Raw genomic sequence first — 25783 nt, 5'->3', positions numbered from 1 at the left:
ATTGGGCCTTGGAACGTCACGAGTTCGGTGCCGCCGTGCGCCAGTTGCGGGAGAACACGGCACCCGAGGCCGTCGGGCTGCCGGTCGGCCGGCGGCGGACGCAGGGGTTGCGGCGGGAGGAGCTTGGCGATCTCGCGGGCATGTCGGCGGACTACGTACGCCGGTTGGAGCAGGGCCGCAGCCATCCGTCAGCCGGGGTGGTCAACGCCATCGCCCGTGCGTTGCGGACCGGGCGGGCAGACTACGAGCGGCTCTGCGCGCTGGCCGGGTACGCCGCCGCGGACGGGCGGGTGCCGAACGAGGTCGGTCCGGGCGCGACGCGGCTGCTGGAACGGTTCACCGACACTCCGATGTTCGTCTCCGACGCGGCGATGAACCTGGTGGCCGTGAACAGCGCGTTCCTGGCCCTGGGGCACTGGGATCTCACCGGAGAGCCGTGGGAGTGGAACATCGCCTGGCGCACGTTCTGCGCTCCGTTCAACGACTTCAAGCAGTCCGCGGACGACGCGACCGACCATGAGGCGATCCTCGCCGCCCAGCTCAGGAGCGCACTGTTGCGCTACCCCGCCGATGCGCGGCTCGCCGCGCTGGTGGACGAGATGCGCAGCCGAAGCCGCCTCTTCGACACGCTGTGGCGCGCGCCGCGACCGGTGGCGGCGTACGAGAGCAGCGCCGCCTTCATCCATCCGGACGTCGGCGCGGTCACGCTCGTCGGCAGCCTGCTCTCCGTCCCGGGCGACGATCTGTCGGCTCTGATGCTCACCGCGGCGCCGGGCTCGGCCGACGCGGCGCGTCTGGCCGAGATCGTCGCGGTCGCCGGGGAACCGGCCGTCATCAGGGTGGGCCAACCCGGCCCAGGCTAACCGCGCCGGATCCTGGGAAGTTGGGTGACGTCTCCGGCAACCGCGGAGGCACATCGGCCCACGAAGGCAGGTTCAGCGATGAGGGCAGTGCGTTTCCACGAGTTCGGCGGTCCCGAGGTCCTGCGCTACGAGGACGTGGAGCAGCCCGCCCCCGGCGCCGGTCAGGTCCGGATCCGCGTCGCAGCGACGTCGTTCAACGGCGTCGACGGCAACATCCGCGCCGGCTTCATGCAGGGCCCGATCCCGGTCGAGCTGCCGCACACCCCCGGCCTCGACGTCGCCGGCACGGTCGACGCGCTCGGTGCCGGCGTGACCGACGTCGCGGTGGGCGACCAGGTCGTCGGCTTCCTGCCGATGACGGGAACCGGGGCGGCGGCGGAGTACGTGATCGCGCCGGCGGAGATCCTGACCGGTGCGCCCCGAAACATCCCGTTGGCCGACGCGGCGGCGTTCCCGCTGGTGGGCCTCACCGCGTGGCAGGCGCTGTTCGACCACGGCAAGCTGACCGCCGGTCAGCGGGTGCTGGTCAACGGCGCCGGCGGAGCGGTCGGCGGATACGCGGTCCAGCTCGCCAAGGAGGTCGGCGCCCACGTGATCGCCACGGCCAGCCCGCGCAGCGCCGAGCGTGTCCAGGCCAACGGTGCCGACGAGGTGATCGACCACACCAGCATCGACGTGACCGCTGCGGTGACCGAGCCGGTCGACCTCGTCCTCAACCTCGCACCCGTCGCCCCGGAACAGCTCGCCGCGCTGGTCACGCTGATCCGCGACGGCGGCGCCCTGGTCAACACCACCGTTTGGATGCCTGCCCCCGCCGACGAGGGGCGCGGCGTGCGTGGCATCGACCTGTTCGTCCGCAGCGACGCCGACCAACTCGCCGACCTGGCCGCCCGGATCGGTACCGGCGAGCTGCGGGTCGACGTCGCCGAGCGGGTGGCGCTGGCCGACCTGCCCGCGCTCCACGCCCGGGCCGGCGCGGGTGAACTGCCCGGCAAGACCGTCGTCCTCGCGCCCACCGCTTGATAGGCCGTCAACGTCGCTGGGCTACGGCGTCCAGTCGCTCCGGAGCAGGCCGTAGAGCACCAGGTCCGCGAAGCCGTCGCCGTCGTACGCGCGCTCCCGCTGGGTGCCCTCGTGGACGAAGCCGCACGCCTCGGCGGTGCGCCGCATGGCGGTGTTGCCGGCCAGCGTCTCCAACTCCAGCCGGCGGAGGTTGCGGCTGCGGAAGCCGTACCGGCAGAGCAGCCGGATGACCTCGGTCCCGTAGCCCTGGCCACGCGCCTCGGGCACCAGCGAGATGCCGAGGTGGGCGAACCGCTCGAACGCGCTGATCCCCCACAGCGTGCACCCGCCGAGGAACGTGCCGTCGGCCACGGTCTCAGCCAGGAACGACACCCAGGTGCGGCTGTCTGGCGGCTCGGTGACCTGCTTCTCCAGCCGGGCCCGTTCCTGCCCGACGTGGCGCGGCAGGAACGGCTCGTCGTCGGTGAGCAGGTGCAGCTCGGGGTCACCGTGCAGCCGGAACATGCTCGGCGCGTCGTCGGGCGTGGGCGGGCGCAACCGGACCCGGTCGGTGGCGAACATCCCGCGACGCTAACAGCCGATGAGCAACCCGCACGACCGGATAACCGGGGCACCGCGAGGTCGTCCGGCGCGCCTAGGGTGGCGGTGTGTCTGGTGCGGAAAGATGCCGCGAGGTGGGGGAGGCCGGCTGGGCCTGGGTAATGAGCCAGGTCCGGAACGACGACGGACCGTGGCTGCCCGAGGTGGTCGGCGACGATCAACCTCGGCCGGCCGAGGACCGCGACTCGCTCTACGCGGGCATCGCCGGGCTGGCTCCCGTGCTCGCGGAGATCGGCCGGCACCGCGAGCACGACGGCGCCGAGACGGCACTGGCGGCGGGCATCGTCGACCGGCTGAGCCGCACGTTGCCCGCGGACCGTTTCGACGCGTCCCTGTACGACGGCCTCGCCGGTCGGGTGACCGCGCTGCGGTTGCTGGCTCCCGGGCGGGAGCGGGTGGCGATGCGGCGGCTGGCCGAGTCGCGCACGCCCGCCGGCTGGGACCCGCCGCCGAGCGTGGCGGCGGAGTCGCACGGCCCGACGACGGACGTCGTCTCCGGCAGCGCCGGAGTGGTCCTGACCGCCGCCTGGGCCGGGGGTGAGGCCGCCGCCGCGGTCATGACGACCGGGTGTGAGGCGATCCTGCGGGTGGCCGAGCCGACCGAGGCAGGCGTGGACTGGCGGATGTGGCCGGGGTACCGGTCGAGCTGCCCGAACTTCTCCCACGGCACCGCCGGGGTGGCCGCGGCGCTGGCCGTGGCCGGGCACGCGCTGGACCGGCCCGACTTCGTCGACGCCGCCCGGCGGGGCACCGAGCACCTCGTGCGCATCGCCTCGCTCGACGACGGCGGGTTCGTCGTGGAGCACACCATCCCCCGCTCGCAACGCGAGGTGGAGCCCGTGACGTACAACTGGTGCCACGGCCCGTCCGGCACATCCCAGTTGTTCGCCGCGCTGGCCCGCGCCGGGGTCGAGCGGGTCGGCGGGTTCGAGGTCGGCGAGCTGCGCCGCCGCTGCCTGCACTCGGTCCTCAGGTCCGGCATCCCGCATCGGCTCCGCCCCGGTTTCTGGGACAACGACGGGCGCTGCTGCGGCACGGCGGGCGTCGGGGACATCCTGATCGACGCCGCCCAGGACACCACGGACGCGCCCTACGCGGCACTACTGCTGCAGGGCGCCGGCATGATGGCCGACGCCCTGGTCGAGCGCGCGATCCGCGACGACGCGGGGGCGCGCTGGCAGTTCGTGGAGCACCGGCAGGATCCGCCGCTGCTGCCGCCGTGTACGGCCTGGATGCAGGGGGCGGCGGGGATCGCCGCCTTCCTGCTGCGGTTCGCCCGCGTCCTGGAGGACGGCCCGGCCGCTGCGGTCGTCGACCGCCCCGACCAGTGGTGGACCGTGCCCGAGCGGCTGTGCGTCAGCCGGGCCCGGCGGTGAACCCGGGCGGCCCGGTCAGGACGCCGCCAGCAGTCGGATCTCGCAGCGGACGCCACTGGCCTTGGCGAGCCGACCATCACCGGTCACGAGTGGGCAGGCCATCAACTCCGCCGCCGCGACGTAGGCCGCGTCGTACGCCGTGGCGTTGCCCCGCAACTGCCACATCCGGTCGAGCAGCATCGCGACACCGACCTCGTCGATGACCAGCGACGGCAGAGTGTCGATCGCCTCCTGAGCCCGAGCCGGGGCGAGCTTCCTCCCGAGGACCTTGCCTCTGATCACGGAGATGACCTCGACCAGAAGATGGCTCGGCGCGGCCCAGTGCGGATCCCCGGTCAGTTCCGCCCGCGCCGCGGCGCCGACCGGTCCGTCATCGACCAGGGCATCGGCCAGAACCGACGCGTCCACGACGATCACCCGACGCGCCCCCCAGGCCCGCGCTGCTCCCGCTGGTCGTTCAACTCTGCGGCACTCTCTCCCGGCAGGGAACGAGTGCCGTCCGACCGGCCGGCGAAGCGATCAAGGACCGCCGTGTTGCCCAATCGTCGAGCCTGCGTCTCCACCAACTCCAACAGGTACGCCTGGAGTGACTGCCCGCGCGCCCTGGCCTGGGCCGCCAGGGCGTCCCGCACGTCTTCCGGCACGTCCCGGATCTGGAGAGCAACCATGCATTCATTATGCATGCAGCATCGCCGCTCGCGGGAAAACACGCGAACCCGCGCCGGTCGCGGTCAGACGTCGGCGGGCGTGGTGGCGGCGCGGGCCTCGGCCACCAGGCGGCCGGTCTCGGCGACCACCGCCTCGTCGTCGACCGGCGTTCCCGGGTCGTAGCGGACCGTCCACGTCAGACCGTCCACCCCGGGCACCCGCCGGGCCGCGATCCGGCCCGCGCCGCCGGGCACCGGGTGGTGCGCGGTGTACGCCACCGAGCCGGTGACCCGCGTCCGCACCTGGTGCGGCAGCTCCCCGGGATCGAGCAGCAGGTACGTCTCGGCCGGGGCGTCGGCGACCACCAGGTAGCCGTCCCGCTCGGTGACCGGCTCGGCCGGCGTGACGGTGAGTTCCCGGCCGGACCAGACCGCCTTGAGGACGTCGTGCCAGCCGAGGCGCTCCCCCCGGCCGGGCAGCCAGAGCCCCCGGTTGCTGGCGACCAGCACGCCGTCGCCCTCGCCGTTGCCGGCGGCGGCCCAGGCGAGCACCCGCTCGTCGGCGGCGAGCGGCGGCCGGTCGACCGGCGGCAGCTTCGGGCGGCGGCGGAAGAGTCCCATCACAGTCCTCCGGCGGCCTGCTCGCGCAGGGCCCGCGCGTGTTGTTCGAGCGAGAGCAGCTCCCCGAACAGGGCGAAGTATTCGTCCTTGTTGCTCACCGGGTTGACCCGCTGGATCTTCGACTTGAGGTCGCGGATCCGGCCGGTGACCGAACTCCACTGCAACCGGGCCATGGTCACCGAGACGTATCTCGGGTCGGGCTCGCCGTCGATGCGCAACGGCTCCACCGCCAACTCCCCCACCAGGGCCTGGGCGGCCAGGTCGGCGCAGGCGTCACGGACCCGCTCGATCCAGACCGCACCGCCGGTGGCGCCGGCCGCACCGCCGGCCTCGGCGACGGCGACGCGCACCGCCGCGTGCACCGGATGTTGGTAGTCGCCGGCCTCGACCGCGTCGAACATCGGGCCGGCCAGCACCGGCTCCTGCAACGCCAGCTTCAGCGCCTCCCGCTCCACCATGGAGCGAGGGCTGTCCACGGCGGGCGTGGCGGGGCCGGGGCGGGTCGGCGCGGGCCGACCGTTGGCCGGCTGCGCGTTGCCGGCGGTCAGCACGGCGCGCTGCACCGGCTCGATCTCCATGCCGAGGTCACCGGCGAGCTTGCGGACGTACTCCGGGCGTTTCTCCCGGTCCTTGATTTTCGCGACCAGCGGCGCGGCGCGGCGCATCGCCTCGACCCGGCCGTCGACGGTGTCGAGGTCGAACCGGTTGATGACGTGCCGGAGCGCGAAGTCGACGAGCGGCTCGCGGCGGGCCACCAGGTCGCGGACGGCCAGGTCGCCCTTGGCCAGCCGCAGGTCGCACGGGTCCATGTTGTCCGGGCTGACCGCGATGAACGTCCGCCCGACGAAGCGTTGGTCGTCCTCGAACGCGCGCAACGCGGCCTTCTGGCCGGCGGCGTCGCCGTCGAACGTGAAGATGATCTCCCCGGCCCGCTCGTCGCTGTCGAAGAGCACCCGGCGCAGCACCGAGATGTGGTCGCCGCCGAACGCCGTGCCGCAGGTCGCCACCGCGGTCGGGACGTCGGCGAGGTGGCAGGCCATCACGTCGGTGTAGCCCTCGACCACCACCACCTTGCCCTGCTTGGCGATCTCCCGTTTGGCCTGGTCGATGCCGTAGAGGACGTGCGACTTCTTGTAGATCGGCGTCTCGGGGGTGTTGAGGTATTTCGGGCCGTCGTCGTCGTCGAACAGCTTGCGGGCGCCGAAGCCGATCACGTCGCCGGTGATGTCCCGGATCGGCCACATCAGGCGGCGGCGGAACCGGTCGATCAGCGAACCCGACCGGGCCGGGCGGGACAGGCCGCCGGTGACCAGCTCGTCGTGGCTGAAGCCCTGCTGGCGCAGGTGCCTGGTGAGCAGGTCCCACCCGTCGGGGGCGAAGCCGCAGCCGTAGCGCTCGGCGGCGGCCCGGTCGAAGCCCCGCCGGGCCAGGAACTCGCGGGCCGGGCGGGCGCCGGCGGTGGTGAGCTGGGCCCGGTAGAACTCGACGGCGGCGGCGTGCGCGGCCGCCAGGCGCTGCCGCTGCCCCTGCTGCGGCCGGGCGCGCGGGGTGGACCGGTCGTCCTCGACGTAGCGAAGCTGGATGCCGGCGCGGGCGGCGAGGCTCTCGACCGACTCGATGAAGCCGAGATGCTCGGCGTCCATCAAAAACTTGATCGCGTCACCGCCGACCCCGCAGCCGAAGCAGTAGAACACGTTGCGGGCGGGCGACACGTTGAACGAGGGGCTCTTCTCGTCGTGGAACGGGCAGAGCCCCTTGAGGTTGCCACCCCCGGCCGACTTGAGCGTCACCACCTCGGAGATGACGTCCGCGATGGAGGTGCGCTCGCGGACCAGCGCGATGTCCTCGTCCCGGATCCGCCCCGCCATGACCGCCACCTCCTCGGCGTACATCCTGCCCTGCCGGACCGACGATCCGGCGGCCGGGGGGACGGACGTGTGGCGGACGCCGCCCGCCCCGCCGGCCTCACGCCGAGCGGCCGGCCCCGGCCGCGGCGTCGCCGATCCGCGGGAACGGTTCGATGGAGAAGACCACCTCGACCGGCACCTCGAAGTACGCGGCGATGCGCAGTGCCAGGTGCAGGCTGGGCCGGAACTCACCGCGTTCCAGGTAGCCGACGGTCTGGTAGTGCACCCCGAGCGCGTCGGCGAGCTGCCGGCGGGAAACGCCCCGTTCGGCGCGCAGCACCGCGATCCGGTTGTGCACGGTCTCGCTCATCGCCGCCCTCTCATCCGACCCGCTGCATGGCCCGCTCCCGCCGGGCCGCGACCCGCGAGCCGGACTCCCGGCGGGCCATCCGGCGCAGCACCACCGGGGCCAGCACCAGCCCGAGCACCGCCCAGGCGCCGAGCACGCCCAGCGTCTCCAGGTGCCGCCAGGAGCCGCCCAGCTCGACCGCCGCCAGATCGGCCGGGAGCAGCGCCGAGCGCATGCCCAAGCCTAGCCAGTAGAGCGGGAAGACCTGGGCGACGCCCTGGAGCCAGCCGGGCAGGCCGTTGATCGGGTAGAAGATGCCGGAGAGCGCGATCAGACCGAAGATCGGCAGCACCACCAGGCCCATGTTGCGCGGGTTCTCGATCACCGAGCCGATCACCGCGCCCAGCGGCAGCGTCGCCACCAGCCCGAGCGGCACCACCCAGGCCAGGGTGAGCCAGGCGCCGGGGTCGCCGAGCCGCAGCCCGTCCAGGAAGAACAGGCCGGGCACGAGCTGGATGACCACGCCGATCAGCGAGATCGCCGAGATCAGCACCAGCTTGCCGACCAGGTAGCCGAGCATGCCGTTGGGGATCGCCTTGGCCCGCAGCAGCGTGCCGTCCTCCCGGTCGACGATGAGCTGCTGGGCCAGCCCGAGCAGGCCGCCGAAGAGCAGGCCCATGCCGAGCGCGCTGGGCAGCGTCCGGGCGCCGAGCGAGAAGTCGGTGCCGGGCACGGTCGAGCCGCGCATGAAGAACATGGCGACCAGCAGCACCGCCGTGGGGAAGAAGTAGTTCCACAGGTCCTGGCCGTTGGTGAACGTGGCGCGCAGCTCGATCACGCCGCGCCGCAGCCCGGCCCGGAGCGCGGTGGTGGTCGGGGTCATCGCGTCGCCTCCTGCTGCCACACCCGCTCGGCCCGGCCGGTGCGGATGCCGGTCTCCTCCTCGTGCACCAACGCCAGGTACGCGTCCTCCAGGCTGGCCCGGCGCACCTCCAGCTCCCGCACCCGATCGCCGTGCTCACGGAGCAGGTCGCGCAGGAACGCGGTGGCGTCGGCGGTGGCGTGCACGTACCGCTCGCCGTCGCGGGTCCAGCGGACCTCGGCGTCGGAGGCGACGCGGCGGGCCAACTGGTCCGGCGACCCCTCGGCGACGATCCGGCCGCCGGCCAGGATGAGGATGCGGTCGGCCAGCTTCTCCGCCTCGGCCAGGTCGTGCGTGGTCAGCACGATGGTGGTCTCGTCGAGGTCGGTGAGGCGGTGCACCAGCTCGTGGAACTCGCGCCGGGCCGCCGGGTCGAAGCCGACCGTCGGCTCGTCCAGGAACAGCAGCTCCGGCCGGCCGACGATGCCGACCGCCACGTCGAGGCGGCGGCGCTGCCCGCCGGAGAGCCGGGCCACCCGGGTGTCCGCGTGCCCGGCCAGCCCGACGGTGGCCAGCAGGTCGTCGACCGGCCAGGGGCGCGGCGTCCGGCCGGTCGCGTACGGCGCGTAGAAGTCGCCGAGGTGGGTGAGCAGCTCCCGGACCCGCCACTTGCCGTGGTCGCGCCACGACTGGAGCACCACGCCGAGCCGGGCGCGCCAGCGCTCGTCGCCGCGGGCCGGGTCGACGCCGAGCACCCGGACCGTGCCGGCGGAGGGCAGCCGGAAGCCCTCCAGGATCTCGATGGTGGTGGTCTTGCCGGCGCCGTTGGGCCCGAGCAGCGCGACCACCTCGCCGCGCCGGGCGGTGAGGTCGACGCCGTGCAGCACGTCGACCGCGCCGTACCGCATGCGTAGGTCGCGGACGTCGAGGACCAGATCCTCGTCGGGAGGCCGGGGGGCCGCGACCGCCCCCGGGAGTTCGACCGCAGTCATGCCTCGGAATGTAGCACTCCTACTACATTCCGAGGGAGACCCACTCACTCGCGCGGGCGGTGGAGCGGACCACCGTGGCGAACACGGCCAGCAGGTCGATCGCGCGCCCGGCCGGGCCGTACGCCCGGTCGCCGAGCAGCGGCACGAACGCCGACGAGATCCGGTTGCCCCGCCCCTTGCGGAACGTCGAGTACGCCAACGCCAACGCCGCGATCGCGTAGATGCCCCACGGGTGCAGCGTCCAGTGGAACAGCGTGTACTGCATGGCCGTGGCGGCGGCGCCGGTCTGCGGCTCGACGCCGGAGGCGGGCGGCGGCGCCGCGTAGTGCTGGATCGGCTCGACCACCACCGCCAGCACCAGGAACGCGTCGGCGGCGACCACGAAGAACCAGCCGAACGTGTCGATCGTCCAGTTCAGCCCCGCCGCGCCGAACGACGCCAGGGAACCACGGGCGAACACCCCCCAGAGCACCACGGCCAGCACGCCAGCCACACCGAGCCCGAGCACGACCGGGTCGGCCGGCTGCGTCGCGGGCCGCTCCCCCACCTGTTCCGCCATGCCCCCATCCTGGGCAGCGCGGACGCCGGGGCGGGACGAAAACGCCCCACCCGGTGCCGTCGATCTTGGACTTTTGGCACCTCTGATACCGGCGCGAACCCGACATCCTGGGCGCCACAACTCCAAGATCGACGTCGGGCGGGGCGGGGGCGGGCGGGGCGGGCGGGGGCGGGGGTTAGGCGGGGGTGGGGGTGGGTTCCTCGGCTTCGGCTTCGGCGTTCCAGGTGCGCTTGGTGGCGCGCCAACCCTCGTCGTCCAGGCCCAGCCGCCAGTAGCCGGAGATGGACAGGTCGGCCCGGGGCACGCCGCGCTCGACCCGCAGCAGCCGGCGCAGCTCCTTCACCGCGCCGGCCTCGCCGTGCACGAACACGTGCACCCGGCCGGGCGGGAACTCCAACGCCCGGACCGCCTCGACCAGTGCCGCGCCGACCGGACGCCCGGCCCGGTGCAGCCACCGCAGTTCCACCGCGCCGTCGCTGGCCAGCGGCAGCTCGTCGGCCGGCCCCTCGACCTCGACGAAGACCCGGGCCGGCGCGCCGGCCGGCAGCCGTTCCAGCGCGGCGGCGATCGCCGGCAGCGCGCTCTCGTCACCGGCCAGCAGGTGCCAGTCGGCGGTCGGGTCCGGCGCGTACGCGCCGCCCGGCCCGGTGAACAGCACCCGGTCACCGGGGCGCAGCGCCGCCGCCCACGGCCCGGCCAGCCCCTCCTCGCCGTGGTGGACCACGTCCACGGTCAGCTCGCCGGCCGCCGCGTCCCAGGCCCGCACCGTGTAGGCCCGCAGCCGCGGCCACTGCGCCGCCGGAAAATCACGTTTGATGGTGGCCAGGTCGGCGGGGTGCGGGTAGGTCACCCCGGCCGGCGGGAAGACGAACTTCACGTAGTGGTCGGTGTACGCGCCCACCGGCAGGCCGGTCAGCTCCTCGCCGCCGAGCACGAGCCGGATCAGGTGCGGGGTGGGCCGCGTGGTCCGGACGACCGTGGCGGCGGTGAGCGTCTTCGGGCGATCCGTCATGTAACTGAGGCTACCCTCACTTCCCGGCCGGGCCGGTCGGGCGGTCAGCTCGCCGACACCAGCCGGGCGTGCCAGGCCAGCGCGGCCGGATCGGTGAGCGAGGCGACCTGGTCGATCACCACGCGCAGCCGCGCGGCGTCGTCCGGGGCGTCCCGCCAGAGCGGCGCGAAGACCTCGTCGAGCGCGTCCGGCGCCCGGTCGAGCAACGCGGCGACCAGCTCGGCGAGGAGTTCCCGCTGCCGGTCGTAGCGGCCACTGGCACCCGGCCGGCGCATCACGTACCGCAACGCGATGCCCTTGAGCAGCGCGCACTGTGCCCGGATCCGGCGCGGCACCACCAGGTCGGCGGCGTAGCGGCGGTGCGGGCCGGGGCCGTGACGCGCCTCGGTGGCGGCCACCACGCTCGACACGAACCGGCCGGTGAGCACGCTCGTGGTGGCCTTCAGCGCGGCGAGCGCCCGGTGGCTGCCGTCGTACGCGGCGAGCGGGGCGAGCACCGGATCGGCGAGCAGCTCGGCCAGCACCCCGCCCAGGTCCTCCGGGGCCTCGCCGGAGTAGGCCGCCGCCACGTCGGCGCAGAGCGCCCGCCGCTCGTCCTCCTCGGCCAGCAGCGGGCGCAGGTCGACGTAGCCGCCGTGGATGCCGTCCTCGACGTCGTGCACCGAGTACGCCACGTCGTCGGCCCAGTCCATCACCTGCGCCTCCAGGCAGCGCCGGTCGCCGGGCGGGGCGCCGGCGCGCAGCCAGTCGAAGACCGGACGGTCATCGGCGTACACGCCGAACTTGCGCTGGCCGGGGCGGCGCGGCCACGGGTACTTGCCGACCGCGTCGAGCGCGGCCCGGGTCAGGTTCAGCCCGGCGGACCGCCCGTCCGGGGTGAGCACCTTCGCCTCCAGCCGGGTGAGCACCCGCAGTGTCTGCGCGTTGCCCTCGAAGCCGCCGCAGGCGGCGGCCAGCGCGTCGAGCGCGTCCTCGCCGTTGTGCCCGAACGGCGGGTGACCCAGGTCGTGGGCCAGCCCGGCGGTGTCCACCACGTCCGGGTCGCAGCCGAGCCGGGCGCCCATCTCGCGGGCGATCTGCGCCACCTCCAGCGAGTGGGTCAGCCGGGTACGCAGGAAGTCGTCGGTGCCGGCGGCATGCACCTGGGTCTTCGCGGCGAGCCGGCGGAACGCCGCGCAGTGCAGCACCCGGGCCCGGTCCCGCTCGAACGGCGACCGACCGTACCCGGTGTCCTTCGGCGCCTCGGCGACCAGCCGCGCCGCGTCGTCGGTCAACGTGGGGGAAGGACGCAGAACTCGTTGCCCTCCGGATCGGCGAGCACCGTCCACCCCGCCTCGCCCTGCCCGACGTCGACGTGCCGCGCGCCCATGTCGACGAGCCGTTCCACCTCGGCCTCCAGGTCGGTCGGGCGCAGGTCGACGTGCAGCCGGTTCTTGCCCTGCTTCGGCCCGGAGACCGGGACGAAGACGAGGCCGGGGAGCGTGTCGGGCGTGCGGCGGATCTCCACCTCGTCCGGCTTGTCGGTGATCACCTGGTAGCCGAGCGCCTCGGCCCACCAGCGGGCGAGTCGGGACGGATCCCGGGCGTCGACGGTCAGGTTCTCCCAGACGGCGGTCATGCGGCCACCCCTCCTGATCGACACGTGGCGGAAGCTCAGGTTACGCCCGGGTGGCCGGAAAGGCGCGCCGGGCGGGGCCGCCGGTGGTCACCGGCGGGCCCGCCCGGGAGTGCTCAGCGGGAGTCGGACCCGGTGGTGCTGATGGCCGCGCGGCCGGCCTCCAACCGGGCCACCGGCACCCGGAACGGCGAGCAGGAGACGTAGTCCAGTCCCACCTCGTGGAAGAAGTGCACCGAGTCCGGGTCGCCGCCGTGTTCGCCGCAGACGCCGAGCTTCAGCCCGGGCCGGGCCGCCCGGCCCTCCTCGGCGGCGATCCGGACCAGCCGGCCGACGCCGTCGGCGTCGATCGACTCGAACGGGGAGATGCCGAAGATGCCCAGTTCCAGGTAGCGCCAGAAGAACGCGCCCTCCACGTCGTCGCGGGAGAAGCCCCAGGCCATCTGCGTCAGGTCGTTGGTGCCGAAGGAGAAGAACTCGGCCGCCTCGGCGATCTGCCCGGCGGTCAGCGCCGCCCGGGGCACCTCGATCATGGTGCCGATCAGCACCTCGACGCCGCTGTCGCCGACCACCTCGGCGATGATCTTCTCGGCCTCCGCGCGTACCGTCTCCAGCTCCTGGACGGCGCCGACCAGCGGCACCATGATCTCCGGGCAGGCCGTGCCGCCGTCCCGGGTGACCGCGACGGCGGCCTCGGCGATCGCGCGGACCTGCATGGCGAACAGGCCGGGGATGACCAGGCCGAGCCGGACGCCGCGCAGGCCCAGCATCGGGTTCTCCTCGTGCATCCGCCGGACGGCGGAGAGCAGCGCCTCCTCCTTGGCCACGTCCTCGCCGCGCTCCTGGGCGACCGCGACGTTGACCGCGAGCTGCTCCAGCGGGGGCAGGAACTCGTGCAGCGGCGGGTCGATCAGCCGCACCGTGACCGGCAGGCCGTCCATCTCCCGGAAGATCTCCACGAAGTCGGCCCGCTGGAGCGGCAGCAGCGCGGCGAGCGCGTCCTCCCGCTCCTGCGCGCCGGCGGCGAGGATGAGCCGCTCGACCAGCTCCCGGCGGTCGCCGAGGAACATGTGCTCGGTGCGGCACAGGCCGATGCCCTCGGCGCCGAAGCGCCGGGCCCGGGCCGCGTCCGCGCCGGTGTCGGCGTTCGTCCGCACGCGCAGCCGCCGCGCCGCGTCGGCGTGCGTCATGATCCGGTGTACGGCGCGGACCAGCGGGTTGTCGATGTGCTCCGGGTCGAGGCTGCCCTCGAAGTACTGCACCACCTCGGACGGCATGACCGGCACCTCGCCGAGGTAGACCTTGCCGGTGGTGCCGTCGATCGAGACCACGTCGCCCTCGCCGACGGTGTGCCCGCCGACGGTGAACTTCTTCGCCGGGACGTTCACCTCCAGCTCGTCGGCGCCGGAGACACAGGTCTTGCCCATGCCCCGGGCCACCACCGCGGCGTGGCTGGTCTTGCCGCCGCGCGAGGTGAGGATGCCCTTGGCGGCGATCATGCCGTTGAGGTCGTCCGGGTTGGTCTCCCGGCGGACCAGGATCACCGACTCCCCCTCGGCGGCCAGCTCGACCGCGCGGGCCGAGGTGAAGACCACCTTGCCGGAGGCGGCGCCCGGGGACGCGCCGATGCCCTTGGCGACCGGCGGGACGTCGTGGTCGAGCTGGAAGCGCGGGAACATCAACTGGGCGAGCTGCGCGCCGTTGACCCGGTGCAGCGCCTCGTCCAGGTCGATCAGGCCCTCGTCGACGAGCTGCCCGGCGATGACGAACGCGGCGGCGGCGGTGCGCTTGCCGACCCGGGTCTGGAGCATCCAGAGCTTGCCGCGCTCGATGGTGAACTCGATGTCGCAGAGGTCCTTGTAGTGCTCCTCCAGCCGGGCCATGATGCCGAGCAGCTCGTCGTAGGAGCGCTTGTCGAGCTGCTCCAGCTCCTGCAACGGCACGGTGTTGCGGATGCCGGCCACCACGTCCTCGCCCTGGGCGTTGGCCAGGTAGTCGCCGTAGATGCCCTGCGCGCCGCTGCCCGGGTCGCGGGTGAACGCGACGCCGGTGCCGGAGTCGGGGCCGAGGTTGCCGAACACCATGCTCACCACGTTGACCGCGGTGCCCAGGTCGGCCGGGATGCGCTCCTGGCGGCGGTAGAGGATGGCCCGCTCCGCGTTCCACGAGTCGAAGACCGCCCGGATGGCCAGGTCGAGCTGCTCGCGCGGCTCCTGCGGGAACTCCCGCCCGGTGTGCTTGGCGAAGATCTTCTTGTACGCGTCGACCAGTCCACGCAGGTCGTCGGCGTCCAGGTCGAGGTCGTTCCGCGTGCCCTTGGCGTGCTTGGCCTCGTCCAGCGCGTGCTCGAACTCCTCGCCCGGCACCTCGCAGACGGTCTTGCCGAACATCTGGATCAACCGGCGGTAGGAGTCCCAGGCGAACCTGTCGTTGCCACCCGCCTGGGTGCTCAGGCCGATGACGCTGCGGTCGTTGAGGCCGACGTTGAGGACGGTCTCCATCATGCCGGGCATGGAGAACTTGGCGCCGGAGCGTACCGAGACCAGCAGCGGGTCGCCCGGGTCGCCGAGGCGGCGGCCCATCTCGCGTTCCAGGGACTCCAGGTGCGCCTCGATCTGGCCGGCCAGCCCGTCCGGCTCGCGCCCGGTCGTCAGGTACGCCTGGCAGGCCTCGGTGGTGATGGTGAAGCCGGGTGGGACGGGCAGGCCGAGGTTGGTCATCTCGGCCAGATTGGCGCCCTTGCCACCGAGCAGGTCCTTGAGTTCCTTGTTGCCCTCGGCGAAGTCGTAGACGTACTTGTGCTCGACCGTTTCCTGCGTTGCCACCAGAGCCTCCCACGCGCGCCATTGACACTTAACGAAGGTTCAGTTCGGACATACCCCGGGAGCCACCACCGGCAATCCCGGCTCGTCAGCGATCGGTGGGCGAAGGTTAAGCGAACTTCGCAGGACCTGGGACCGTTCGGTGACGATCGGCACAAGAGTCACCACTGCCCACGTCCGTACCGGTTTTTGGGAACGCTTCCACGCGCAGGATCACGCAATTCCGATTCCCCTCGTACCCTTGACGGCACCGGATATCGCCGAACCTGACCTTTGCCATATCCCACGCGAATACACCCCTCGGAGCCGTCGCCGTGTCGACAAACCCCACCGCACCCGAGACCGGGCCGCAGCCACGCCCCCGGCCCGCCGACGCGCCCGCCCCGGCGCCCGGCGTCGACCTGCCCGCCGCGCCGGCCACCGCCGCCGAACTGGCCCGCGTCGCCGCCGACCGGGCCGCCGGTCAACTCGCCCCGCCCGCGCCGGTCCGCCTCCACGACGTGGTGCCGGCACCCGCGCAGGCGCGGCCCGACCCGGCCGGCGACTTCACGCTGCCGCCGGACGCGGCGATCCGGGTCAGCGCCGCCGGCCGGCACGTGGCCGAGCAACTCGCCGACTGGCTGCGCCCGGCCACCGGCTTCCCGCTCCCGGTGACCGACCACGCCGGTCCGGGCCCGGACGCCCCGCTGACGCTCACGCTCTCGCCGGCCACCGCCACCGCCGGGACGGACGGCGACGACACGGGCAGCGACCCGGCGCTCGGGGACGAGGGCTACCGGCTCGACGTCACCGCCACCGACGTCCGGATCACGGCCGACACGCCGGCCGGGCTGTTCCACGGCGCGCAGACGCTGCGGCAACTCCTGCCCCCCGCGATCGAGAGCGCCACCCCGGTCGCGGAGCGCTGGGCGGTGCCCGGCGGCACCATCGTCGACCGGCCGCGCTTCCCCTACCGGGGCGCGATGCTCGACGTCGCCCGGCACTTCTTCGGCGTGGACGACGTGCTGCGGGTGGTCGACCACCTGGCCCGGTACAAGCTCAACCACCTGCACCTGCACCTCACCGACGACCAGGGGTGGCGGATCGCCGTCGACTCCTGGCCCCGACTCGCCGAGGTCGGCGGCGTCACCGGCGTCGGCGGCGGGCCCGGCGGCTGGTACACCCCTGACGACTACCGGCGGATCGTCGCGTACGCCGCCCGCCGGCACGTGACAGTGGTGCCCGAGATCGACCTGCCGGGGCACACCAACGCGGCGCTTGTCGCGTACCCCGAGCTGGCGCCGGGCAAGACCGCGCCACCGCCGTACACCGGCACCGACGTCGGGTTCAGCTACGTCGACCCCGCCGACGAGCGGACGTACGCCTTCGTCGCCGACGTGTTCGGCGAGCTGGCCGCGCTGACCCCCGGCCCGTGGCTGCACCTCGGCGGCGACGAGGCGTTCAAGGTGCCGGCGGAGCGCTACCGCGCCTTCGTCGAGCGGGCCCAGGCGCTGGTCGCGGCCACCGGGAAGACCGTCGTCGGCTGGCACCAGATCGCCCCGGCCGGGCACGTCGACGGACGCGTCCTGCAGTGGTGGGGCACGAACGGCGACGACCCCGCGACGGCCGACGCGGTACGCCGGGGCGCCCGGTTGATCCTCTCCCCCGGCAACCACGCCTACCTGGACATGAAGTACGCCGCGGACACCCCGATCGGGCACGACTGGGCCGGCCTCGTCGACGTGCGTCGCGCGTACGACTGGGACCCCGGCACCCACGTCCACGGGGTGCCGGCCGACGCGGTGCTGGGCGTGGAGGCCCCGCTGTGGACCGAGTCGGTCACCAACCGGGCGGAGATCGAGTTCATGCTGCTGCCCCGGCTTCCCGCCCTGGCCGAACTGGGCTGGTCACCCCGTGCGACGCACGACTGGCCGGCGTTCCGGGATCGCCTGGCCGGCCACGGCGTGCGCTGGGCGACCGCCGGGATCGCCTTCCACCGCGCCCCCGAGATCCCCTGGCCGGCGACGGTGGCACCGCAGCGTCGCCCGGCCGACCGACCCGACCGCGACCGCGCGCCGCTGGGGTGATCCTCCCGCGTCAGGTCAGGCACCTCATCCCGGTGATGCCGTTGGCCAACTCGCTGCCCGAACCACTGAGCACCCGGACCGAGTTGACGTCGCCGGAGTAGGCCACCTCGCCCGCCCGGTCGCAGAGCCGGCGGGCCGGGTCGGCGTCCCCGTCGGCCAGTGTGGTGGCGACCACGACGGTGGTGCACTGCCCCTCCACCGTCACCGCTCGGACCTGGTCAGACCGGAGGTGCCGGCTGACCGTGTCGGCGACCGCGTCGCACGGGACCTCGGTGGCCGTCGGGCTCGGCGCGGTGGCCACCGGCGGGGTTGCCGTCCGGCTCGGCGCGGCGCCGCCGGGCGGGACGGACGGGTCGTCGGCGTCGGAGCAGCCGACCAACGACGCGAACCCGAGCGCGACCACCGAGGTGACGAGCGCGGCGTGCCTGAGCGATGTCATGTGCGGACCGTCCTGACGTGGTGGGTGGGATGGCGGATCGGGCGTCATGCCGGGGCCCGTCCGGTGAGCAGCAGGAGCCCGGCGGGCAGCCGGTAGCCGGTCCCGGGCTCGCGGAACCGGGCGAGCAGTGCGGCCACCCCGGCCCGCGCCGCCGCCTGTCGTGACGGTCCGGCGGCCCGGTACGCGGCCCCGGCCGGGCCGACCTCGATCAGCCAGTCGGCGACGGCGTCCGGGTCGTCGGGCGCGGACAGGGTGACGTCGTGGGCGTCGACGGTGACGTCGTCGAACCCGGCCTCGACCAGGACCCGGCGGGCCCGCGCCGGGTCGGCGAGCGCGAACGGCCCCGGCTCGTCGCCGACCGGCAGCGGCGGCAGCGCCCCGACGTGCGGGGCGGCGCCGAGCACCGCCGCGGTCAGCCACGGCGTCGTGCGACCGTCCCGGAAGACGGTCGCCGCCAGCCGTCCGCCGGGACGCAGGGCCCGCCGCAGGGTGCGGCACGCGGTGACCGGGTCGGCGAGCAGCATCAGGGCCATCCGGGAGTGGACCGCGTCGAACGGCGCGCCCGGGACGACGTCCAGGGTGTCCAGGTCGGCCACCACGAACCGCAGGTGGGGATGGCGGTCGCCGGGGAAGCGCGCACCGGCGGCGGTCAGCATCTCGGCGGACAGGTCGAGGCCGACGGCCTCCCCGGCCGGCCCGACCGCCGCCGCCAGGTCGGCCGTGGTGCCGCCACAGCCGCAGCCGACGTCGAGGATCCGTTCGCCGGGTCGCGGGCGCAGCCAGTCCAGCGCCACCGCGCCGAGCGGTCGCCCGAGCTGGTCCTGGCGGTCGGCGTGGCGTACCCAGCCCGGTGCCGCCCCCGTCCAGAACGTGACGTTGCGGGCCCGCAGGCCGACCAGGTCGGCCATCAGAACGGCATCTCGGCGCCGTCGACCGTCACGGACCGGAAGCCGGCGGCCTTGCTCGCGTCGAACCCGTCGTCCTGGGCCGCCAGGCCGGCCGCGCGGACGAGTCGCTCGGACTGGAAGCGCCGGAACGCGGCCTCGTCCTGCCAGATGTTGATGATGCGCCAGCCACCCTCGACCGGTCCGGCGACGTGGGCGAGCAGGCCCGGCGGACGGTCCGGGCCGAGGTGGCGCTCGACCAGCCGGTACTCGTGCTCACTGACGCCGGGCATCTCCTGGACGACACCGAATGGCATGATCATCAACTCTTTCCGATAGAGTAAGTCTCTATCCAATAGAGGACTACACTCCTGCCGTGGGTGTCAAGAGGAGGTACGAGTCGGCAAGACGCCAGGAGCAGGCCCGACAGACCCGACGGGTGATCCTCGCCGCGGCCGGCAAGCTGTTCGTCGATCCCGGCTACGCGGCCACCCCACTGACCGCCGTCGCCGCCGAGGCCGGCGTGGCCGTCCAGACCGTGTACGCGATCTTCGGCAGCAAGCGTCACCTGCTCTCCGCGCTCGTCGACGTGACCATCGCCGGTGACGAGGAACCGACCGCGCTGCCCGACCGCCCGTTCGTCGCGGAGATCCGGGCGCTGCCCGACGCCCGGGCGAAGCTGGGCCGCTACGCCCGGCACCTCAGCGCGACCCAGGCCCGGCAGGTCGACATGATGATCGCCCTCACCGGCGCCGCCAGCGCGGACCCCGACGCGGCCGCCATCTGGCGCAAGAACGTCGAGGAACGTCGGCGGGGCATGGCGATGTTCGCCGCCGAACTCGTCGCCACCGGCTCCGTACGCCCCGACCATGACGTCGAAAGCGTCGCCGACGTGCTGTGGCTGGCGATGGACTTCCGCAACTACGACTGGCTGGTACGACAACGCGGCTGGCCGGTCGAGCGGTACGAACGCTGGTACGTCGACACCGTCGCCGCCGCCGTGCTGGCCTGAGCCGCCCCGGCGCCGTCAGCCCGGGGCGCGTTCCCGGAGCACGGCGACGGTCCGCTCGTCGGCCGGGCGGAACGACTCGATGGACAGCTCAGCCACCGTGACGTCCAACGGCGTGCCGAAGGCCGCGGCGGTGCTGAGGAAGCACAGCTCCCCGCCGTCGTGCCGCAGCCGGAGCGGCACCACGATCTCGTCCGGGCCGGCCGGCTCCGCGGACCGGTGCCGGCCGTCGCCCGGATAGCCGCGCAGCTCCTCCTCCAGCTCCGCCCGTTCCACGTCGTCGGTCAGCTCCACCTGCCGGGCCAGCCGGTGCAGCAGGTGCCCCCGCCACTCGGCGAGGTTGACGATGTGCGGGCCAGGCCCTCCGGGCGCGCGGTACGTGGGCATCGGTTCCCCGTCTCCCGTGCCGGGTCGTCCGTGGTAGGTCGTCGGTGCCACCCTGCCCGGCACGGCGCCGCCGTGTCGATTACCCCCGGGTAACGCCGGCGGTCACGGATCGCCGTCCGCGCCCTACCTGCCGGGTAATCGACCACCCCGCACAGCCGGTGCCAGAGTTCCCGGCGTCACCGAACGAAGGGACGACACCGATGAACGCGTACTCCCGACCTGGTCGACCGCTACCTCGCCGTGTGAAACGAAACGGATGCCGACGCCCGCGCGGCGGCCGTCGGCACCCTCTTCACCCCGACGCCACCTACGTCGATCCGCTGGCCGACGTTCGCGGCCACGAGCAGATCGCCCTCGACCTCGTTGATCATGAAGTTGGCGGCGACAAATCGGACTGCAATCGCCGTCAACTTCATGATCACCGGGGTCGGGGTTGGGGTTGGGGTTGGGGTCGGGGCGCGGTGCGCGGGTGTGAGGTATGTCCGCGGGGTCCGGGTCGGTGGGCCAGGCCGGTGTGGCCGACCGGAATTCCTCCCCGCCCCCGGGCGTTGAACATGGCTCACCCCCGGGAGCCCGCCGCGGAGCGCCGGCCCCGGAATGCCGGGCCCCGCCCGGTGGTTACACCCCCGAGCCGCCCGAGCAGGTCGCCCACCGCTGACCGCCGTACGGCACAGACCTCCCCCGCGGCACCCCGCGCCGCACACCCCCCGAACCCCAGAGGAGTCGCATCATGCGTACCGATCTGATCCGCAAGACCGCGCTGACCGTCGCCGGTATCGCCGCCACCGCCGGTGGCATCGCCGGACCCGCCATCGCCGCCCAGGCCACCCCCGCCGAGCGCACCGCTGCTGTGGTCGCCGACCGCAAGAGCGGTGAGCGTGAGCTGGGCGTGCGCTACGAGGCCCAGCCCAACTTCTACTTCTGCGGCCCGGCCGCGGCCCGCAACGCGCTCAGCGTGCAGGGCAAGAACATCGACGTGGCCGCCATGGCCAAGGAGATGGGCACCACCGAGGCCGGCACCAACTCCATCAACGACATCACCCCGGTGCTGAACAAGGAGACCGGCAAGGACGTCTACCGGTCCACCGAGATCCCGGCCGACAAGGCCGGTGACAAGGTCGACAAGCTGCGCGCCGACGTCGTGCGCGCGGTGGACGACGGCCGGGCCGTGGTGGCCAACATCGCCGGGACCGCCACCGACACCGACGGCACCGTGCACTCCTTCGAGGGTGGCCACTACATCAGCGTGGTGGGCTACCGCGACGGCGGGAAGGTCGTGACGATCGCCGACTCGGCGAACCCGGACCAGGCCTCCTACCGGATGGACGTGGACGCCCTGGCGCACTGGATCGCCAGCCGCGGCTACAGCTCCTGACCGCACGACGATGACGAAGGGCCCGACCCGTGGGGGTCGGGCCCTTCGGCGTACCGGGATCAGCCGCCGGAGTCGTCCAGCTCGGCGCCCTCCGGCGGGGTGTCGTCGTCACGGCTGGCCAGCCAGCCGTCGGGCAGGAAGACCTTGCCCGGGGAGTTGGTCCGGCCGCGTGGCTGGCCGAGCGTCTCGACCGGGAAGGGCACCTCCGGGTCGAGCTTGCCGAGCAGGTCGTCGAGCTGGGCCAAGCTCTCGATCATGGCGAGCGAGCGGCGCAGCTCGCCGCCGATCGGGAAGCCCTTCAGATACCAGGCCACGTGCTTGCGGAAGTCGGTGCAGCCGTCCCGTTCACCCCGGGCCGGATTGCGGGCCCCGGCGACGAACTGCTCCACCAGCAGCTCGGCGTGCCGCCGCATGGTCACCGCCACCTCGCCGAGCGTGGGCAGCCGCCGGTCGGTGCGCCCCTCGAACGCGGCTTCCAGGTCGGCGAAGAGCCACGGCCGGCCCAGACAGCCACGCCCCACCACCACGCCGTCCACGCCGGTGTGGGCGACCATCCGCAACGCGTCGTCGCCCTCCCAGATGTCGCCGTTGCCGAGCACCGGCACGTCCAGCGCCGCCTTGAGCGTGGCGATCGCGTCCCAGTCAGCGGTGCCCGAGTAGCGCTGCGCCGCCGTACGCCCGTGCAGGGCGACCGCCGCGACGCCCGCGTCCTGGGCGGCGAGCCCGGCCTCGACGTACGTCAGGTGGTCGTCGTCGATGCCCTTGCGCATCTTGACCGTGACCGGCACCCCGGCGGGTGACGCGGCGTCCACCGCGGCCTTGACCAGCCGGGCGAAGAGCCGGCGCCGCCAGGGCAGGGCCGAGCCGCCGCCCCGGCGGGTGACCTTCGGGACCGGGCAGCCGAAGTTGAGGTCGATGTGGTCGGCGAGGTCCCGCTCGACCACGATCCGCACGGCGGCGGCGGTGATCTCCGGGTCGGTGCCGTAGAGCTGGAGGCTGCGCGGGTGCTCGTCCGCGCCGAAGGCGATCATGCGCAGCGTCTTCGGATTCCGCTCGACCAGCGCGCGGGTGGTGATCATCTCGCAGACGTAGATGCCACCGCCCTGCTCGCGGCAGAGCCGCCGGAAGCCGACGTTGGTGATCCCGGCCATCGGCGCGAGCACCACCGGCGGCCACACCGGATACGGCCCGATCTTCAGCTCACTCACCGCCCAAGTGTAAGGAGGGGCCCCCGCTTAACGCCTTCTGCATAGGCGGGGGCCCCGCTTAACACGGCGCATATCACAGCACCGGCGGGAGCTGCGAGGCTTCCACAAGCAGGGTGGTTGTCCACAGGACGGGGCGACGGGCAGGACGACGGCCCGCGCGTACCCCACGCTTGCCGCATGATCGATCACCCGCCCCGGCTGGCAGAAGTCGCGCACCGCCAGCAGGACCTGGTCACGCGCGTCCAACTGCTGGAAGCCGGCTACGACGACATGTTCATCTACCGGCAGACCCGCCGGGGCCGCTGGCAACGCGTGCTGCCGGCGACGTACGCCCTGGTCACCGGCGTGCTGACCGACGAACAGCGACGGATCTCCGCCGCCCTGTACGCCGGCCGGGGCGCCCAGCTGACCGGGCTGTCCGCGCTCTCCTGGTACGGCTTCCGATACAGTCCGCGGACCACCGACGTACACCTGCTCGTCCCACACGAGACGAGCCGTAAGTCGACCGGTCACGTGCGGGTGTCCCGGGCTCTGTCGCTCGATCCGAAGGCGCGGCCGACCGACCATTACCCGGTCTGCTCGCCCGCGAGGGCCGTCGTCGACGCCGCCCGTGACCTGCGCGACCTGCGGACGGTACGGGCGATCGTGGCCGAGGCCGTCCAGCGGAGTTTCACCGACCTGGCCGCCTTGGACGAGGAGATCATCCGGGCGAGGCGCAGCCGTACGGCGCTGGTCCGGAAGGCCTTCCACGAGGTGACCGCCGGCACCCGCTCCGCGCCGGAGGCCGAACTGCGGGACTGCCTCGCCGGGAGCCGGCTGCTCCCGGCGATCGTCTGGAACCCACGGTTGACGACCGGTGATGGGAACACGCTCCCGACACCCGACGGTTATCTCGCCGAGTCGGCGCTGGCGCTGGAGGTCGACTCGCGGGAGTACCACTTCAGCCCGGAAGGCTGGGCACGCACGCTCGACCGCCACAACGAGCTGAGCCGGCTCGGAGTGATGATCCTGCACTTCACCCCGGCGCAGATCCGGCGCGAGCCCCAGCGGGTACGCCGGACGGTGGAGCAGGCGCACGCTTCCCGCCAGGGCCTCGTCGCGATGATCGCGGTCCATGCCGCTCCGGCGGCGGGGTGTTAAGCGGGGGCCCTTCCTCTACCGAAAGCGTTAAGAGGGGCCCCCGCCTTACACCGTCAGCAGCCGGGGAGGCGCTCGATCAGGTAGCGCTCGACCTGGTCCAGGGAGATCCGCTCCTGGGCCATGGTGTCCCGGTTCCGGACCGTCACCGCGTTGTCGTCGAGCGTGTCGAAGTCGACGGTGACGCAGAACGGCGTGCCGATCTCGTCCTGGCGGCGGTAGCGGCGGCCGATCGCCTGCGAGTCGTCGAACTCGACCACCCAGCGCTTACGCAGGTCCGCGGCGAGCTGCTTGGCCTTCGGCGAGAGCGCCTCGTTGCGGGACAGCGGCAGCACCGCCACCTTCACCGGGGCCAGTCGCGGGTCGAAGCGCATCACGGTGCGCTTGTCCACGCCGCCCTTGGTGTTCGGGGCCTCGTCCTCGTCGTACGCCTCCAGCAGGAACGCCAGCACCGCGCGGGTGAGGCCGGCGGCCGGCTCGATCACGTACGGCATCCAGCGTTCCTGCTTCGTCTGGTCGAAGTACGACAGGTCGACGCCGGAGTGCTTGCTGTGCGTGGAGAGGTCGAAGTCGGTGCGGTTGGCGATGCCCTCCAGCTCGGCGAACTCGGTGCCGCCGAAGCGGAACTTGTACTCGATGTCGACGGTGCGCTTCGAGTAGTGGGAGAGCTTGTCCTTGGGGTGCTCGTAGAAGCGCAGGTTCTCCTCGGACAGGCCGAGGTCGAGGTACCAGTTCCAGCGCTCCTGAAGCCAGTATTCGTGCCACTGCTCGTCGGTGCCCGGCTCGACGAAGAACTCCATCTCCATCTGCTCGAACTCGCGGGTGCGGAAGATGAAGTTGCCCGGGGTGATCTCGTTGCGGAACGACTTGCCGGTCTGCGCGATGCCGAACGGCGGCTTCTTGCGGGCGACCGTCTCCACGTTCTTGTAGTTGACGAAGATGCCCTGGGCGGTCTCCGGGCGCAGGTAGTGCATGCCCTCGTCGCTCTCCACCGGGCCCAGGTAGGTCTTCATCAGGCCGTTGAACATCTTCGGCTCGGTGAAGGTGCCCTTGTTGCCGCAGTTGGGGCAGTTCAGCTCCGTCAGTGAGGTCAGCGGCTTGCCGTGCTTGGCCTCGTACGCCTCTTCCAGGTGGTCGGCCCGGAACCGCTTGTGGCAGGACTGGCACTCGGTGAGCGGGTCGACGAACTCGGCGATGTGGCCGCTGGCCTCCCAGACCTTGCGGGCCAGGATGACCGCCGAGTCGAGGCCGACCACGTCGTCGCGCTGCTGGACCATGCTCCGCCACCACTGCCGGCGGACGTTCTCCTTCAGCTCGACGCCGAGCGGACCGTAGTCCCACGCCGACCGGGTGCCCCCGTAGATCTCACTGGAGGGGAAGACGAAGCCCCGGCGCTTGGCGAGGCTGACGACGGCATCGATACGGTCGGCTGGCATGTTTCCTCCTACGCCGGCTGGCGGTCGGCGCGGTCGAGATGGATGGAACCGGGCTGTTCGGGACCACGGTACGACCGCCGCTGCCCCGAGCCCAGCAGAATACCGGGGGCCGGTCAGCTCACCCCGCAGACCTCCATGCCGCCGGTCTGCCGGTCGGGCGCCAGCGTGACGGTCTGCGCCTCCCGCCGCCCACCGGCCAGCGTGACGTCCACCGGCACGGTCAGCGTGGCGGTGTCGACCTTGCCCACCCGGTAGCCGGAGATCTGCGGCTCGGTGGCGGCCCGCTGCTCGAACTCCGGCCGGGACTCGCGTCGCCGGGCGTCGTCGCAGAGCCGGTCGTACGCCTTGGACCACTCCCGGGCGACAAGCGCCTGGTAGTAGTCGTCGGTGACGGCCCGGCCCTGCTCGCCGACCGCCTGCACGTTGCTCACCGCCAGCCCGACCACGGCCGCGCCGCCCCCACCGCAGCAGAGCACCAGGGCCAGCGCGCCGACGCCGAGGCCGAGCCAGAGGCGGGCGCGCCCGCCCTCGGTGGGCGGGGCGGCGAACGGCGGCGCGACGCCGGGACCGGGCGGCGGCGCGGGCACACCCGGCTCCGCCGGGGCGGCCGGCGGCGTGCCGGGCGGCACGGGTGGCGGGGGCGGCGCGGCCGGT

26 protein-coding genes and 2 pseudogenes are annotated in these 25783 nt (G+C 73.2%); 7 read left to right on the top strand and 21 right to left on the bottom strand.

All coding sequences use genetic code 11. The features are described 5' to 3' along the window. Positions 1-8 precede the first annotated feature (8 nt). Positions 9-863: a helix-turn-helix domain-containing protein gene (locus ACLQ2W_RS18635; protein WP_425787527.1), complete on the top strand. Its 855-nt coding sequence runs from the start codon at positions 9-11 to the stop codon at positions 861-863. Between the two features lie 78 nt (positions 864-941). Then, positions 942-1886, top strand: a complete 945-nt coding sequence (locus tag ACLQ2W_RS18630; RefSeq protein ID WP_425787526.1) for an NADP-dependent oxidoreductase — start codon at positions 942-944, stop codon at positions 1884-1886. Between the two features lie 21 nt (positions 1887-1907). Here ACLQ2W_RS18630 and ACLQ2W_RS18625 read toward each other — a convergent pair whose 3' ends face one another. Further along, complete coding sequence (locus ACLQ2W_RS18625; RefSeq protein WP_425787525.1) at positions 1908-2447, bottom strand: GNAT family N-acetyltransferase; 540 nt, start codon at positions 2445-2447, stop codon at positions 1908-1910. Positions 2448-2587: 140 nt separating this feature from the next. On the opposite strand from ACLQ2W_RS18625, the gene ACLQ2W_RS18620 reads away from it, so the two are divergent. After that, a complete protein-coding gene (locus ACLQ2W_RS18620) occupies positions 2588-3862 on the top strand; it encodes a lanthionine synthetase LanC family protein (RefSeq protein ID WP_425787524.1) in 1275 nt (424 codons plus the stop codon). 15 nt (positions 3863-3877) lie between these two features. Here the strand turns inward: ACLQ2W_RS18620 and ACLQ2W_RS18615 are convergent, their stop codons facing one another. From ACLQ2W_RS18615 to ppdK, 12 genes and pseudogenes are all read right to left on the bottom strand, one after another. Continuing rightward, the gene (locus ACLQ2W_RS18615; protein ID WP_425787523.1) at positions 3878-4279 is read right to left on the bottom strand and encodes a type II toxin-antitoxin system VapC family toxin; all 402 of its coding nucleotides are present in this window, start codon (positions 4277-4279) and stop codon (positions 3878-3880) included. After that, entirely contained in the window at positions 4276-4530 is a 255-nt protein-coding gene (locus ACLQ2W_RS18610; protein WP_425787522.1) for a FitA-like ribbon-helix-helix domain-containing protein, read from the bottom strand. Before ACLQ2W_RS18610 ends, ACLQ2W_RS18615 begins: the two co-directional genes overlap by 4 nt. A 63-nt stretch (positions 4531-4593) precedes the next feature. Further along, a complete protein-coding gene (locus ACLQ2W_RS18605) occupies positions 4594-5130 on the bottom strand; it encodes a hypothetical protein (protein WP_425787521.1) in 537 nt (178 codons plus the stop codon). Further along, positions 5130-7022, bottom strand: a complete 1893-nt coding sequence (dnaG, locus tag ACLQ2W_RS18600) for a DNA primase (RefSeq protein WP_425787520.1) — start codon at positions 7020-7022, stop codon at positions 5130-5132. The genes ACLQ2W_RS18605 and dnaG overlap by 1 nt, the downstream gene beginning before the upstream one ends. A gap of 73 nt (positions 7023-7095) precedes the next feature. Further along, positions 7096-7347: a helix-turn-helix transcriptional regulator gene (locus ACLQ2W_RS18595; protein ID WP_091071236.1), complete on the bottom strand. Its 252-nt coding sequence runs from the start codon at positions 7345-7347 to the stop codon at positions 7096-7098. A 10-nt stretch (positions 7348-7357) separates the two neighbouring features. After that, positions 7358-8209, bottom strand: coding sequence for an ABC transporter permease (locus ACLQ2W_RS18590; protein ID WP_425787519.1), 852 nt, complete (start codon positions 8207-8209; stop codon positions 7358-7360). Next, a complete protein-coding gene (locus tag ACLQ2W_RS18585) occupies positions 8206-9180 on the bottom strand; it encodes an ABC transporter ATP-binding protein (protein ID WP_425787518.1) in 975 nt (324 codons plus the stop codon). The genes ACLQ2W_RS18590 and ACLQ2W_RS18585 overlap by 4 nt, the downstream gene beginning before the upstream one ends. 70 nt (positions 9181-9250) lie before the next feature. Continuing rightward, positions 9251-9739 (bottom strand): annotated as a pseudogene (locus tag ACLQ2W_RS18580) (BCCT family transporter); the annotation flags it as partial. Between the two features lie 175 nt (positions 9740-9914). After that, positions 9915-10751 carry a siderophore-interacting protein gene (locus tag ACLQ2W_RS18575; RefSeq protein WP_425787517.1) on the bottom strand — a complete coding sequence of 279 codons (837 nt, stop codon included), beginning with the start codon at positions 10749-10751 and terminating at the stop codon, positions 9915-9917. Positions 10752-10795: 44 nt separating this feature from the next. After that, positions 10796-12025, bottom strand: a complete 1230-nt coding sequence (locus tag ACLQ2W_RS18570) for a deoxyguanosinetriphosphate triphosphohydrolase (protein ID WP_425787516.1) — start codon at positions 12023-12025, stop codon at positions 10796-10798. Further along, on the bottom strand, positions 12022-12369 hold the full coding sequence (locus ACLQ2W_RS18565; protein WP_107155743.1) for a VOC family protein: 348 nt from the start codon (positions 12367-12369) through the stop codon (positions 12022-12024). Before ACLQ2W_RS18565 ends, ACLQ2W_RS18570 begins: the two co-directional genes overlap by 4 nt. A 113-nt stretch (positions 12370-12482) precedes the next feature. Next, entirely contained in the window at positions 12483-15191 is a 2709-nt protein-coding gene (gene ppdK, locus ACLQ2W_RS18560) for a pyruvate, phosphate dikinase (RefSeq protein ID WP_425787515.1), read from the bottom strand. A gap of 263 nt (positions 15192-15454) precedes the next feature. Between ppdK and ACLQ2W_RS18555 the strand changes: the two genes are divergently transcribed. Then, positions 15455-17254, top strand: coding sequence for a beta-N-acetylhexosaminidase (locus tag ACLQ2W_RS18555; RefSeq protein WP_425787868.1), 1800 nt, complete (start codon positions 15455-15457; stop codon positions 17252-17254). 10 nt (positions 17255-17264) lie between these two features. On the opposite strand, the gene ACLQ2W_RS18550 is transcribed toward ACLQ2W_RS18555, so the two are convergent. Genes ACLQ2W_RS18550 through ACLQ2W_RS18540 form a run of 3 tightly spaced genes read right to left on the bottom strand, consistent with a single transcriptional unit; the run spans position 17265 to position 18900 of the window. After that, complete coding sequence (locus ACLQ2W_RS18550) at positions 17265-17693, bottom strand: hypothetical protein (protein ID WP_425787514.1); 429 nt, start codon at positions 17691-17693, stop codon at positions 17265-17267. A gap of 44 nt (positions 17694-17737) precedes the next feature. Beyond that, a complete protein-coding gene (locus tag ACLQ2W_RS18545) occupies positions 17738-18601 on the bottom strand; it encodes a class I SAM-dependent methyltransferase (RefSeq protein WP_425787513.1) in 864 nt (287 codons plus the stop codon). Next, the gene (locus tag ACLQ2W_RS18540; protein WP_425787512.1) at positions 18601-18900 is read right to left on the bottom strand and encodes a hypothetical protein; all 300 of its coding nucleotides are present in this window, start codon (positions 18898-18900) and stop codon (positions 18601-18603) included. Before ACLQ2W_RS18540 ends, ACLQ2W_RS18545 begins: the two co-directional genes overlap by 1 nt. A gap of 53 nt (positions 18901-18953) precedes the next feature. On the opposite strand from ACLQ2W_RS18540, the gene ACLQ2W_RS18535 reads away from it, so the two are divergent. Further along, positions 18954-19589: a TetR/AcrR family transcriptional regulator gene (locus ACLQ2W_RS18535; RefSeq protein WP_425787511.1), complete on the top strand. Its 636-nt coding sequence runs from the start codon at positions 18954-18956 to the stop codon at positions 19587-19589. Between the two features lie 15 nt (positions 19590-19604). On the opposite strand, the pseudogene ACLQ2W_RS18530 reads toward ACLQ2W_RS18535, so the two are convergent. Both ACLQ2W_RS18530 and ACLQ2W_RS18525 read right to left on the bottom strand, forming a co-directional pair. After that, a pseudogene (locus ACLQ2W_RS18530) lies at positions 19605-19955 on the bottom strand (transcriptional regulator); the annotation flags it as partial. Between the two features lie 248 nt (positions 19956-20203). Then, entirely contained in the window at positions 20204-20395 is a 192-nt protein-coding gene (locus ACLQ2W_RS18525; RefSeq protein ID WP_425787510.1) for a hypothetical protein, read from the bottom strand. A gap of 308 nt (positions 20396-20703) precedes the next feature. Here ACLQ2W_RS18525 and ACLQ2W_RS18520 point away from each other — a divergent pair, with 308 nt between their 5' ends. Then, the gene (locus ACLQ2W_RS18520) at positions 20704-21348 is read left to right on the top strand and encodes a C39 family peptidase (RefSeq protein WP_425787509.1); all 645 of its coding nucleotides are present in this window, start codon (positions 20704-20706) and stop codon (positions 21346-21348) included. Positions 21349-21407: 59 nt separating this feature from the next. Here the strand turns inward: ACLQ2W_RS18520 and dusB are convergent, their stop codons facing one another. Beyond that, positions 21408-22556, bottom strand: a complete 1149-nt coding sequence (gene dusB, locus ACLQ2W_RS18515) for a tRNA dihydrouridine synthase DusB (RefSeq protein ID WP_425787508.1) — start codon at positions 22554-22556, stop codon at positions 21408-21410. Positions 22557-22733: 177 nt separating this feature from the next. Here dusB and ACLQ2W_RS18510 point away from each other — a divergent pair, with 177 nt between their 5' ends. Beyond that, entirely contained in the window at positions 22734-23696 is a 963-nt protein-coding gene (locus ACLQ2W_RS18510) for a type IV toxin-antitoxin system AbiEi family antitoxin domain-containing protein (RefSeq protein WP_425787507.1), read from the top strand. A 53-nt stretch (positions 23697-23749) separates the two neighbouring features. On the opposite strand, the gene ACLQ2W_RS18505 is transcribed toward ACLQ2W_RS18510, so the two are convergent. Both ACLQ2W_RS18505 and ACLQ2W_RS18500 read right to left on the bottom strand, forming a co-directional pair. Further along, positions 23750-25129 carry a glycine--tRNA ligase gene (locus ACLQ2W_RS18505; protein WP_425787506.1) on the bottom strand — a complete coding sequence of 460 codons (1380 nt, stop codon included), beginning with the start codon at positions 25127-25129 and terminating at the stop codon, positions 23750-23752. Between the two features lie 113 nt (positions 25130-25242). Then, positions 25243-25716, bottom strand: a complete 474-nt coding sequence (locus ACLQ2W_RS18500; RefSeq protein ID WP_405094306.1) for a hypothetical protein — start codon at positions 25714-25716, stop codon at positions 25243-25245. Positions 25717-25783: the final 67 nt, after the last annotated feature.

The sequence above is a fragment of the Micromonospora sp. DT227 genome, assembly GCF_049841835.1.
GTDB lineage: Bacteria > Actinomycetota > Actinomycetes > Mycobacteriales > Micromonosporaceae > Micromonospora.
The sequence above is the reverse complement of the archived record's forward strand: the minus strand, read 5'-3'. Positions and strand labels throughout refer to the sequence as shown.